The organism is Dactylosporangium sp. NPDC005572, from assembly GCF_040605515.1.
Lineage (GTDB): Bacteria > Actinomycetota > Actinomycetes > Mycobacteriales > Micromonosporaceae > Dactylosporangium.
Genome location: NZ_JBEXCY010000292.1, coordinates 1 through 12,503 on the forward strand (window position 1 = coordinate 1; position 12,503 = coordinate 12,503).

Below are 12,503 nucleotides of genomic sequence, written 5' to 3' on the forward strand. Positions count from 1 at the left end.
CAGGCCGCCGCGAGCGAGCCGCCGCCGACGCCGCGGGACAGCTCTTGCGCGAACGGCGCGAAGGCGTCGACGAGCGTCTTGTCGCCCGGAGCCGCGCCGCCTTGTCGCCGCACGGCGGCAAGTGCGTCGGCGACCGCCGAGGCCATTGCGCCCGGCGTCGGCGCGTCCACGTCGCCCAGGCGGTGGCCGGCGGCGCGCAGTGCGGTACCCCAGAGCGCTCCCGAGGTTCCACCGCCCTTGTCCGCCCAGGCGTCGCCGGCCACGACCAGGACCGCCCCACAACCCAGGTCCCGATCGTGGCCGGCTCGGGCCGCCGCGGCCGCGGCCAGCGACCCCCGGCGCATGCCGATGCCGTGGTCGCCGTCGCCGGCGACCGCGTCGAGGCGGCCCAGCTCGTCGGCCGCGCCGTCCAGCGCCGCGGCGACGGCGTCGAGCACCACGCAGGCGGTCGCGGCGGCCGCGCGCGACGCCTCGGACCCCGGCCCGGGCCCGGCGGCGGCCGGCTCGGCCGTCGTCGCACCGGCCGGCGGGTGTTCCCGCCGGGTCAGCGCCTGCGGGGCCTTGCGGTAGGCGGGCGTGTCCGCGGGGGCGCGCCAGAGCTCCTCGAGTTCGTCGTCGAGCCAGGTCAGCGTGAGCGAGGCGCCGGCCATGTCGAAGCTCGTGCAGAACTCGCCGACATCGGGGTCGACGGCCGTCACTCCGGCTGCGGCCAGGCGGCGGGCGATTTCGCGGTACACCACGAAAAGCTCTTCGTATTTCACCGAGCCGAGACCGTTGAGGATCACGGCCACCCGCCCGCCCGCCGGTGCGGCGACGTCGTCGGGCAGTTCCTTGAGGAGGCGGTTCACGAACAGGGCGGCCAGCTCGTCGGCGGTCGGCAGGCCGTCGTCGGAGATCCCGGGCTCGCCGTGGATGCCCATGCCGACCGCCATCCGGCCCGCGGGTACCCGGAACAGCGGCGCAGATGCGCCGGGCAGCGTGCAGCCGGAGAACGCGACCCCGAGCGTGCGGGTGCGGTCGTTGGCCCGCCGGGCGACCCGCTCCACGTCGTCGAGCGAGTCGCCCCGGGCCGCGGCCGCGCCGGCCAGTTTGAACACGGCCAGATCGCCGGCGATGCCGCGGCGGCGCTCGGCTGATTGGGGCGGCGCGCTGGAGACGTCGTCGGTGACGAGCACGGTCCGGACGTCGACCCCGTCGGCCCGCAGCCGTTCCTGGGCTTCGGTGAAGTTCAGGACGTCGCCCGCGTAGTTCCCGTAGCAGAACAGGATGCCGGCGCCGCCGTCGGCCGCCTGTGCGACCGAACGCACGCGGGCGGCGGACGGCGAGGCGAACAGGTCGCCCATGGCGGCACCGTGGGCCAGGCCGGGGCCGACGAGGCCCGCGAACGCCGGGTAGTGCCCGGAGCCGCCGCCGACGACGAGTGCCACCTCACCGGTGGGGGTGCCGTCGCGGCGGACCACGCCGCCGGGGACGCGGTGGACGAACCGGGCGTAGGCCGCGGCGAAGCCGTCGGTCATCTCGTCGGCGAAGTCGGCCGGATCGTTGAACAGCAGGGTCATGGACCCTCCTCAAGCAGGGGTGGGCCGATCATAGCAACCGGTTGACCTGTTTTGGAAAGGGCTGATCGGTGCTGTTCCGCGCTCCGCTATCGTGTTGGGATGCCTGCGTACCGCGATGACCGCTCGGCGGAGATCGGTGCCGCACTCGGCACGCTGCCGTCGGGGAGCGCGGTGTCCGCGGTGGCGACGAGACTGCTCGACCTGTTCACCGGCGGCAGTCTGGAGCCCGGCACCCGCTTGCCGCCCGAACGCCAGCTCGCGGCGACCCTGGGCGTGGGCCGGTCGGCGGTCCGCGAGGCCCTCGCCGCCCTCGAGATCCTCGGCATCGTCGAGGTGCGCGCGGGGGCCGGCACGTTCCTGCGCGGCAGCACCAGCGAGCTGCTGCCGCAGAGCCTCAGCTGGGGCATGCTGATCGGGCGGCGCAGCACCGAGGACCTGGTCGAGCTGCGCGGGGCGCTCGAGATCTACGCGTCCCGGCTGGCCGCGGAGCGGATGAGCCCGCAGAGCGTCGCCCGGCTCGGTGCCCATCTGGAGCGGATGCGTTCGTCTCGGGTGGACATTCCGGCCTTCGTCGAGGCGGACCAGCGCTTCCATCAGGAGCTGGCCGACGCGACCGGCAACGCGACCCTGGTGGACCTGCTTCGGATCATCCGCTCGTTGCTGCGCGTGTGGGTGGACCGGGCGGTGCACGAGCCCGAGCAGATCGATCTCGCCATCGCCGAGCATGTCGCGGTGCACGACGCGATCGTGGCCGGCAACGGCGACACGGCCGCGTCGGCGATGGCGGTCCACATGGTCACCGCGGGCCGGCGGCTGCTGGTCGACGCGAGCACCGCGGAGTCCCCGGCCGACTGACGCCGCCGCCCGGCCCGAATGAAACGTGTCAAAATCCGGGGCCGGATGGCTTTTAAAACGTATCAACGGCCTGTACGGTCACCAGCGTGACGGACCTTTTCCCGCCAGATGCGGTCCTCGAGCGGCTGTTCACCGGGGCTACATGGAGCGAGGGTCCCGTCTGGCTGCCGTCGCTGCGCCGGCTGCGCTGGAGCGACATTCCCGCGAACCGCATCCTCGAGTACGACGAGGCGACCGGCGCCACGAGCGTCTTCCGGGCCGAGGCCGAATTCCCCAACGGGCGGACCCTCGACCTCCAGGGCCGCGTCGTGCAGTGCAGCCACGGCCGGCGGGCGGTCGAGCGGGAGTCGGCCGGCGGCCCGCAGACGCTCGTCGACCGCTGGGCCGGCGGGCGGTTCAACTCGCCCAACGACGTCGTGGTGGCGAGCGACGGCGCGATCTGGTTCACCGACCCGCCGTACGGCATCCACGAGAGCGGGCACGAGGGCCATCCGGGCCGGCCGGAGTACGGCGGCTGCTTCGTCTTCCGCTTCGACGAGGCGTCGGGCACGATCGAGCCGGTCGTCACCGACATGGTGCACCCCAACGGTCTCGCGTTCTCGCCCGACGAATCGATCCTGTACGTGGCCGACACCGGCTACCTGCAGGTCCCCGGCGCCCCCGGCGGCATCCGCGCCTATGACGTCGTCGGCGGCACCCGCTGTTCCGGCGGCCGGGACCTGGTCGAGGTGCGCCCGGGCGCGACCGACGGCCTGCGGGTGGACGTCGAGGGCCGCATCTGGAGCTCCAGCGCCGACTCGGTGCAGGTGTTCACGCCGTCCGGCGAGCGGCTGGCCGCGGTGCCGGTGCCCGAGAAGGTGGCGAACCTGTGCTTCGGCGGCGACAACGGCCGGGCGCTGTACATCACCGCCTCGACAAGCCTCTACCGAATCCGGACCGCCACGACGGACGCGCGCCAGGCCCGATGAGGCCACCGCACGAAGCGCCCCGCGAGCGGTCACACAACAGCAAGGGAAGAGCCACATGGCAGGGTTGCAGACCACGGCCGCCGACGTCGCGGGAAGCGAATCGGTCCTGACCGCCGAGGCCCTCGAGTTCGTCGCGGGGCTGCAGCGGACCTTCGGCGAGCGCCGGACGGCGCTGCTGGCCGAGCGCCCCGCGCGCCGGCAGGGGATCGCCGCGGCCGGCCGCGTCGGGGCCCGATGGCGCGCCGACACGCGGGCCATCCGCGACGACCCGAGCTGGCGGGTCGCGCCGATCCCGCCCGCCCTGCGCCGCCGGCGGGTGGAGATCACCGGGCCGACCGAGCGGAAGATGACGATCAACGCGCTCAACTCCGGTGCCGACGTGTGGCTGGCCGACCTCGAGGACGCGAACACCCCGCACTGGGACAACGTGGTGAGCGGCCAGGTCAACCTGCGCGACGCGGTCCGGCGCACGATCGCCTTCCGCGCGCCGGACGGGCGCGAGTACGCGCTGCACCAGGACGAGGCCGGACGGCTGCCCGTCATCGTCGTGCGGCCCCGCGGCTGGCACCTCGACGAGCGGCACGTCCGGGTCGACGGCCGGCCCGCCGCCGGTGCGCTCGTGGATTTCGGCCTGTTCTTCTTCCACAACGCGCACGTGCTGGCCGAGCGGGGCGACGGGCCGTTCTTCTACCTGCCCAAGCTGGAGAGCGCGGACGAGGCCCGCCTGTGGGCCGACGTCTTCCGCCACGCCGAGGAGGCGCTCGGCGTGACCGCCGGAACCGTCCGGGCCACCGTGCTCATCGAGACGCTGCCGGCGGCTTTCGAGATGGAGGAGATCCTCTACGAGCTGCGGGAGTACATCGCGGGCCTGAACGCCGGCCGCTGGGACTACCTGTTCAGCATGATCAAGGTGTTCAAGGACTCGGGGGCCGAGTACGTACTGCCGGACCGCAACGCGGTCACGATGACGGCCCCGTTCATGCGGGCCTACACGGAGCTGCTCGTCTCGACCTGCCACCGGCGGGGCGCGATGGCGATCGGAGGCATGGCCGCCTTCATCCCGAGCCGCCGCGACGAGGCGGTCAACGCGACGGCGCTCACGAAGGTCCGCGACGACAAGCGGCGCGAGGCGGGCGACGGGTTCGACGGCTCCTGGGTGGCCCACCCGGACCTGGTGCCGCTGTGCGCCGCGGAGTTCGCGGCCGTGCTCGGCGACCGCGACAACCAGCTCGACCGGCAGCGCCCCGATGTGGACGTCAAGCCGGCCGACCTCGTGACCATCGCCGGGACCGGGGCCGAGGCCACCGAGGCGGGCCTGCGCAACGACATCTCCGTGGCGCTGCGGTACCTCGCGACGTGGCTCGCGGGCAACGGCGCGGTGGCCATCTACAACCTCATGGAGGACGCCGCGACCGCCGAGATCGCCCGGTCCCAGGTCTGGCAGTGGCGGCGCAACAACGTGGTGCTGAGCGACGGCCGGCCGGTGACGCCCGAGCTGGTGCGCCGCTGCATCGCGGAGGAGGCGGCGACGGCCCGGGCCGAGCTCGCCGGCGGTACCGCCGCAAAGGTCGATCAGGCGGTCGCCGTCGTCGAACGGCTCGTGCTCGACGAGGAGCTCGCCGACTTCCTCACCGTCGCGGCCCTCGAGCTGATCTGATCTGATCCACAGTGGACACCGCAGACTTACCGGCGCACGCCCAGGCGCTCCCCGAGGGCGCGGTCATCGTCGACCCGGACGTCATGGAGCGGTACCGCCAGGACTGGGCCCGGGACCGCTCGGCTGGAAGGCCGATCGCCGTCGCCGAGGTAAAGCGCGCGGCCGGGCTGCGGTACCCGCCCGACCCGTCCTCGTTCGAGTCGTGCTCGATCGGCGGCAACGCGGCCACCAACGCGGGCGGGCTGCGGGCGGCTGAAGCGGCGCCGGCTGCTGGAGTACCTGGGGCCGGCGCCCTCGCCCTGACCCGCCGGGCGAAGCGGGCCCCGGACCCGCTCGGCATCCTGAACCCCGGGGCCATGCTCCCGATGGAAGGAACACGATGATCGACCGCTATGCGGAACTGCTGAGCGCGCACATCCTCGCGAAGAGCGGCGAGATGACGCGTGAGCCGGTGGGCATCCTCCGGCATCCCTTCCTCGTCCCGAGCAGCCCGGACTCGCCGTACTACAGCGGCCACCTGTGGGACTGGGACTCCTGGTGGGTGAGTGTCGTGCTCGCCCAGGTCGAGGTCGAGACCGGGCAGTCCGGCCGGTACGCGCAGTACGAGGAGGGCAGCATCCTCAACTTCCTCGACCACAGCACCGACGGCTTCGTGCCGATCCAGCTCAACCCCGAGGGCAGCCTCCGGCACGGCGACTTCGGCAGCGACGAGGAGTACGCCCGCCGGCAGAACACCCACAAGCCGGTGTTGGCACAGCACGCCGCCCTCCTGGCCCGCCGGCGCGGGGACGCCGAGTGGCTGCGCCCGCACCTCGGCAAGCTCGAGGCGTTCCTCACCGGGTACCTCACCCGCCACCTCCACGCCGAGACCGGCCTGCTGTACTGGCAGACCGACTTCGCGGTCGGCGTCGACAACGACCCGTCGGTGTACTACCGCCCGGCGAAGAGCACCGCCGCCATCTACCTCAACAGCCTCATGTACCGCGAGCTGCTGGCGTACGGCGAACTGCTGGAGCGGCTCGGCGAGGTGAAGGAGTCGGTGCCGTGGCGGCGCCGCGCCCAGGACCTCGCCGATGCGATCAACCTTCACTGCTGGGACGAGCGCGACGGCACCTTCTACAGCGCCGACCTCGCGCTGCGGCCCGTCGACCCGGCCGACTGGCTCCACAGCGGAGCGCCGCGGGCCTGGTCGTCGCTGCTGCTGCGGATCGACAGCTGGTCGAGCTTCCTGCCGATGTGGGCCGGGTTCGCGTCCCGGGAACAGGCCGAGCGGATGGTCGAGCGGATCCGCGACCCCCGCACGTTCGCCGCGAACTACGGCATCCGGTCGCTGTCGCGGCTCGAGAAGATGTACGACCTGCGCGCGTCCAACAACCCGTCGAACTGGCTCGGCCCGGTCTGGGGCATCAGCAACTACATGGTGTTCCGGGGGCTGGTGAAGTACGGCTTCACGGAGGACGCCCGCGACCTGGCTGAGAAGACGGTCCGGCTGTTCGGCCACGATCTGGAGACCACCGGTTGCCTGCACGAGTTCTACCACCCGGACAGCGGCGAACCGATCATGACGCGGAACTTCCAGAACTGGAACTTTCTGGTCCTGCAGATGATCGCGTTCCTGGCCGGCCGCCCGATGGCGACCGAGTTCTGAGCCCGCCGCCGCGACCGGCGGCCCGTTCCCGGCCGATGGTTGACACGTTTCAAAAGGGGATCCAGGATGGGCGGGTGACCCTATTCCTACCGCCGACACCCCAGGCCCGGACATGACCGAAGCCGCCGACAAGCCGACCGTCGCCCTGGTCGGCACGCTCGACACCAAGGGCGCCGAATACGAGTGGGTGGCCGAGCGGCTGGCCGCCCACGGCGTGGGCGTGCTCGTGCTCGACGCCGGCATCCGCCCGCCCATCGGCCTGCCGGCGCCGCTGACGCCCGCGGCGCCGCCGGTCGTGATCGGGCAGGACGAGGTGGCCGCCGCCGCCGGCACCAGCATCGCCGCGCTGAGCGACGGCAACGACCGCGGCGTCGCGGTCACCGCGATGGGGGAGGGGGCGGCCGCCGTCCTCGGCCCGCTCGTCGCCCGGGGCGCCGTGCACGGCGTGCTCGCCCTCGGCGGCAGCGGCGGCTCCTCGATCGCCGCCCGGGCCGTGCGGGACCTGCCCATCGGCCTGCCGAAGCTCATCGTGTCCACGATGGCGGCCGGCGACGTGTCGCCGTACGTGGGCGCCGCCGACGTGACCATGATGTACAGCGTCGTGGACATCGCCGGCATCAACCAGATCTCCCGCGCCATCCTCGGCAACGCCGCCGCCGGGATCGCCGGCATGGCGACGGCCTACGCGCGGCGGTCGCCGGTCGCCGACGACCGTCCGCTGATCGCCGCGTCGATGTTCGGCGTCACCACGCCCGCCGTCGAGGCCGCCCGGGCGCGGCTGGAGGAACTCGGCTACGAGGTGCTGGTGTTCCACGCCACCGGCTCCGGCGGCCGAGCCCTGGAGGGCCTCGCCCGGTCCGGCCTGCTCGCCGGAGTGCTCGACCTGACGACGACGGAGCTCGCCGACGACCTCGTCGGCGGCGTCCTCACGGCCGGGCCGGACCGGCTCACCGCCGCCGGTGCGGCCGGGATACCCCAGGTGGTCAGCCTCGGCGCGGTGGACATGGTGAACTTCGGGCCGGCGGAGACGGTACCCCCGAAATTCGCCGATCGGCAGTTCTTCGTGCACAACCCGACCGTCACCCTGATGCGCACCACCCCGGAGGAGAACGCCGAGCTCGGGCGCCGGATCGGCGGCAAGCTCGCGAACGCTGCCGGCCGCACCGTGCTCGCGGTGCCGCGCGGCGGGGTCTCCGCGCTGGACGCGCCCGGCATGCCATTTCAACATCCCGAGGCCTCGGCGGTACTGTTCGAGGCCGCGCTCGCCGCGGTCGCGGCGAGCGGCGTCGAGGTCGTCGATTCGCCGTTGCACATCAACGATCCGCAGTTCGCCGTCGTGGCCGCCGACCGGCTGCACGCGCTCATCGCGGCCCGGCACCCGGCGGCGGTGAGTTGAGCATGGACCGTACCACCGCGCTGGCCCGGCTCCGGGCCACCATTGCGGCCGGCAAACCGGTGATCGGTGCGGGCGCCGGCACCGGCATCTCCGCGAAGGCCGCCGAGGCCGGCGGGGCCGACCTGATCATCATCTACAACTCGGGCCGCTACCGGATGGCCGGCCGCGGCTCGCTCAGCGGCCTGCTCGCCTACGGCGATGCCAACCAGATCGTCGTGGACATGAGCCGCGAGGTGCTGCCGATCGTGCGGGACACCCCGGTCCTGGCCGGCGTCAACGGCACCGACCCCTTCCGGGTGATGGGCCGCTTCCTCGACGAGCTCAAGGCCCTCGGCTTCGCCGGGGTGCAGAACTTCCCGACCGTGGGGCTGATCGACGGGGTCTTCCGGCAGAACCTGGAAGAGACCGGCATGAGCTTCCGGCTCGAGATCGACATGGTCCGGCTGGCCCGCGAGCGGGACCTGCTCACCGCGCCCTACGTGTTCGACGTGGAGCAGGCCGCGGCCATGGCCGACGCCGGCGCCGACGTGCTCGTGCCGCACATGGGGCTGACCACCAGCGGCTCGATCGGCGCGCAGACGGCGTTGAGCCTGGAGGAGTCGGCCGAACGGGTGCAGGCGATGCGCGACGCCGCGACGGCCGTCAACCCGGACATCATCGTGCTCTGCCACGGCGGCCCCATCGCCGAGCCGGCCGACGCCCGGTACATCCTCGCCAACACCGTCGGCGTCGTCGGCTTCTTCGGCGCCTCCTCGGTCGAGCGCCTGCCCACCGAGCGGGCCATCGAGGCCCAGCTGGTCGCCTTCAAGAACATCACCGCCATTGATCAGGAGTCCGCATGACGACCTTCCGCCGCCCCGACGAGAACCCGACGCGCGTCTTCGACTGGGGCACCATCAAGTGGCTGGTCACCCCGCACCTCGACGAGGGCGCCGGGCTGACCACCGGCGAGGTGATCGTCTACCCGGCGCAGGGCCATGCGCCGCACGTGCACCCGAACGAGGAGGAGGTCATCTACGTGATCTCCGGCGAGGGCGAGCAGACCGTCGGCGACGGCCCGGCGTTTCCGATCCGCGAGGGCGACGCCGTGTACATCCCGGCCAACACGCTCCACTCGACCTACAACACCACGTGGCGTCCGCTGCGGCTGGTGGTCGTCTACACCCCGGGCGGCGCCGAGACCGGCCTCGACGGCCTGCCCGACGCCCGCATCATCGAGCCCGGGGTCGCCCCGGCCTGGAGCCAGGTGCGCCAGTAACCGGACGGAGGGTCCCCGTGCCCGGGAACCCTCCGCTGCTTCAGCTCCGCCGGCCGGTCACGTGGTCCACGCCAGCCTCGACACGAGGCTGGCGATCGCCGCGTCTGCGGCCTCGAACTGCCTGGCTGCCGACTCGCTCGCCCGTTGAGCGCGGTGGCGGGTGGTGCGGCGTTGGTAGCATCACTGCCGTGCTCGACGGTCTTGACGCGGTCGACTGGACCGCGGTGCATGGCGCCTACGGGCCGGCGGGCGAGGTGCCGGCCCTGATCCGGGCGTTGGCGGGCCGTGATGGCGAGACGGCCGCGAAGGCGCGCAGCATGCTCGAAGGGTGGGTCAGCCACCAGGGCACCACCTATTCGGCGAGTCCGCTGGTCGTGCCGTTCCTGGCAGAACTGCTGGTCGACGGTGCCACTGTGCATCGGGGTGGTCTGGCCTGGATGCTCGGCGAGATGGCCGCGTACAACAATCGGCGCACCAGGTACATCGGTGCGGTCCGGGCGGCGGTGGAGGCCGAGGTCGACCGGTTGGTGCCGCTGTTGGAGGACCCCGATGCGGAGGTCCGCGACGGGGTCGCGTTCGTGCTTTCGCAGTGCCCGAAGAGTAAGCGTCGGGCACTGCCCAAGCTGCGCCTGCGGTTCGCGGTCGAGACCGAGCCGCAGGTGAGGGCGCGCCTGCTGGCGGCCATCCAGTGGCTGGACAGGAAGACACCGCTCGTCGCCGAGGCGCTCGGCGCGGGCCAGCCACTGGCGCTTCGCGCTGCTGCCGTGTTGCTGCTGGCGCGCTCGGACCAGCCGTGGACGCCGGAGGCGACCGCGGCCGTGCGCGAGGTCTGGGCCGACGGCCAGCCGCTGGAGAAGAGCTGGTGGTGGGGCTGGGGGTCCAGCCCGCTGCAGGACCTGATCGCTGGTCTGGGCGACCGGGGCCCGGACGGTGCCGCCGTGCTCGGCATGCTGCTGGCCTCGTCAGCGAACCGGGTGCGCGAACAGGCCGCCGCCGCAGCGGTCATCGTCGTCCGGACCGAACGGCAGGCCCGGCCGCTGCTGGTGCCGGTGCTGGAAGGTGTGCTGGCCGACGCCTCCGCGAAGGTTCGCTACGACGCGGCCCGCGCATTGTCTGAGGCGGGCGTGGCCGCTCGCCCGGCCGTCGACGCGCTGGCTGCCGCAGTCGCGGCGACATCGGCGGCGCTCGGCGCGCTCGTCCACCTCGGTGATCCGCGCTGGCCGGCCCTCGCGGCGGCCCGCCTCCGCAGCGGCACCGACGTCGAAGGTACGGTGGAGGCCCTGTACGAGGCCGGGGCGCCCTTCCACGCCGAGGTGATGGACGCGATCACCACGACCGATCCGGCCGACTGGCACCGGTGGGGCATCTACCTCCTCGCCGCCTGGGGTCCGGCGGCCGCGCCCGCCGTCCCTCAGTTGCGGACGCTGCTGGACACCAACGTGCACGCCTGGGCCCTTGATGCGCTCACCGCGATCGGCCCGGCCGCCGCGGCGGCGCTTCCCAGGTTGCGCGACACTCTGGACGAGCCACCGATCGTCAAAGAAAGCGGCTACTTCCGCGTTTCCCACGTCGCCGAGCGGATCGCAGTCCTGCGCATCGACGCAGATCCTGGCCCGGCACTCGAAGCGGCCCGGGCTGCGCTCGCCAAGCTACGCGGCCGGCCATCCGGCGGCCTCTACGACCTGCCCTACGACGACGCGGTCCGGCTCCTGGATGCGCTCGGCGAGCAGGGGCGGCAACTGCGACCCGACGTGCTCGACCTGGTCACGGCGCGTCCCGACCTCATCAGCTTCGCCCGTGCACTGTGGCGCTGGACAGCGAACGCCGACGAGGTCCGCCCGACGGTCCTGACCGTGCTCGACCGCGCCGGGGCGCAGTTGCGCCAGCGCACCCCGCAGTACCCGGGGCTGCCGGCCATCGACCTCGCCGCCGAACTGGGCGACGCGTCGCTCGCACCGCTTTTGCGGCCGTTCCTGGCCGACACGACCTCGCGGACGCGGGTGCCGGCGGCGCGGGCGATCTGGCGGCTGACCGGCGACGCCGACGGGCTGGTCGGTCCACTCCTCAACGAGGTGACCGGCCGGCCGCCGGGATTCCGCTGGAGCGGGGCCCTTGACCTGCTGGCCGCGATCGGACCGGCCGCCGCCGATGCCCTGCCCGAGCTCCGGGCCGTGGCCAAGCACCCGCGGTGCCCGTTCGTGGCCGACTTCGACTCCGGGCGCGACCGCTGGCTCGGCCACCGCGACGACAGGTTCCTCACTGCGACGCGAGCCGCGATCGCAGCCATCAGCGCGGCACCGTAGACGGACACCGTCCACCGATACCGATCAGGCCCAGCCAAACCCGTGTGCCGTGCCAGTTCTCCGTGGCCCGTGAGCTCCCGGCTGTGGCCCGGCTGCCCGGCTGTACTCGTCGATCAGGACGTGGAGGAGTCGCCGCTTGCGCGTTGTAGACCGGTGCATTTGGACTTCATCTGTACCTCCACCGCGACGAAGTCCTCGTGGCGATCCGCTCCGTCCGCAGGGACGTCGAGCCGATCGTCGAGAGCTACGCTAGGTAGCGGAACCAGGATTACGAGACGCTGGCTGCCGGTGACAGGGCTGGTGATAGGGGCTCGGATGGACGGAGGCCTCGCCGACCTCGCCCAGGTCGTTGAGCAACAGGCAGCGTTGCGACGCGTCGCAACGCTGGTTGCGCGCGGAGTGCCGCCGACCGCGGTCTTCGACGCGGTCGCCACGGAATTGGTTCGGCTCCTCGGCGCCGACGGTGCGGTAGTCGACCGCTATGAGGCAGACGGCACGATCACCGTGCTCGCCAGCAGTGGCTCGGGGCTCCCGGTCGGCACACGCGGACCGCTGGAGGGGAGCCCTGTTGCGGCTCAGGTGTGGCGCACCGGCCGTTCCGTCCGGCTCGACAGATACGTGGGCGGTTCCGGCCCGCTCGCCGCGCGGATTCGCGAGTTGGGGATCCGCGCGGCGGTGGGCGCCCCGATCGTCGTTGAGGGACGCCTCTGGGGGCTGACTGTGGCCGCCTTCACGAAGCAGGAAGAGCCAATGGCCGCCGACGCCGAAGTGCGCATCGCAGAATTCACCGACCTGGTCGGCACGGCGATCGCCAACGCCCAGGCCCGAGCCGACCTAATCGCCTCCCGGACCCGTGTGG

10 protein-coding genes and 1 pseudogene are annotated in these 12,503 nt (G+C 72.7%); 10 read left to right on the forward strand and 1 reads right to left on the reverse strand.

Annotated features, from left to right (window positions below; translation table 11 throughout):
* A partial coding sequence (locus ABZS66_RS56780) for a dihydroxyacetone kinase family protein (protein WP_354772519.1) occupies window positions 1-1,559 on the reverse strand: 1,559 nt, incomplete at its 3' end.
* Between the two features lie 99 nt (window positions 1,560-1,658).
* On the opposite strand from ABZS66_RS56780, the gene ABZS66_RS56785 reads away from it, so the two are divergent.
* From ABZS66_RS56785 to ABZS66_RS56830, 10 genes and pseudogenes are all read left to right on the forward strand, one after another.
* Entirely contained in the window at window positions 1,659-2,414 is a 756-nt protein-coding gene (locus ABZS66_RS56785) for a FadR/GntR family transcriptional regulator (RefSeq protein WP_354772521.1), read from the forward strand.
* 86 nt (window positions 2,415-2,500) lie between these two features.
* A complete protein-coding gene (locus ABZS66_RS56790; RefSeq protein WP_354772523.1) occupies window positions 2,501-3,382 on the forward strand; it encodes an SMP-30/gluconolactonase/LRE family protein in 882 nt (293 codons plus the stop codon).
* A gap of 55 nt (window positions 3,383-3,437) precedes the next feature.
* Window positions 3,438-5,039, forward strand: a complete 1,602-nt coding sequence (gene aceB, locus ABZS66_RS56795) for a malate synthase A (RefSeq protein ID WP_354772525.1) — start codon at window positions 3,438-3,440, stop codon at window positions 5,037-5,039.
* Window positions 5,040-5,185: 146 nt separating this feature from the next.
* Window positions 5,186-5,284: pseudogene (locus ABZS66_RS56800) on the forward strand (FAD-binding protein); the annotation flags it as partial.
* 134 nt (window positions 5,285-5,418) lie between these two features.
* On the forward strand, window positions 5,419-6,687 hold the full coding sequence (locus tag ABZS66_RS56805; RefSeq protein WP_354772527.1) for a trehalase family glycosidase: 1,269 nt from the start codon (window positions 5,419-5,421) through the stop codon (window positions 6,685-6,687).
* A gap of 112 nt (window positions 6,688-6,799) precedes the next feature.
* On the forward strand, window positions 6,800-8,083 hold the full coding sequence (locus ABZS66_RS56810) for a Tm-1-like ATP-binding domain-containing protein (RefSeq protein ID WP_354772529.1): 1,284 nt from the start codon (window positions 6,800-6,802) through the stop codon (window positions 8,081-8,083).
* Window positions 8,084-8,085: 2 nt separating this feature from the next.
* A complete protein-coding gene (locus ABZS66_RS56815) occupies window positions 8,086-8,925 on the forward strand; it encodes a phosphoenolpyruvate hydrolase family protein (RefSeq protein WP_354772531.1) in 840 nt (279 codons plus the stop codon).
* Complete coding sequence (locus ABZS66_RS56820) at window positions 8,922-9,341, forward strand: cupin domain-containing protein (protein ID WP_354772533.1); 420 nt, start codon at window positions 8,922-8,924, stop codon at window positions 9,339-9,341. The genes ABZS66_RS56815 and ABZS66_RS56820 overlap by 4 nt, the downstream gene beginning before the upstream one ends.
* Window positions 9,342-9,529: 188 nt before the next feature.
* Window positions 9,530-11,644, forward strand: a complete 2,115-nt coding sequence (locus ABZS66_RS56825; RefSeq protein WP_354772535.1) for a hypothetical protein — start codon at window positions 9,530-9,532, stop codon at window positions 11,642-11,644.
* A gap of 315 nt (window positions 11,645-11,959) precedes the next feature.
* A partial coding sequence (locus tag ABZS66_RS56830) for a GAF domain-containing protein (protein WP_354772537.1) occupies window positions 11,960-12,503 on the forward strand: 544 nt, incomplete at its 3' end.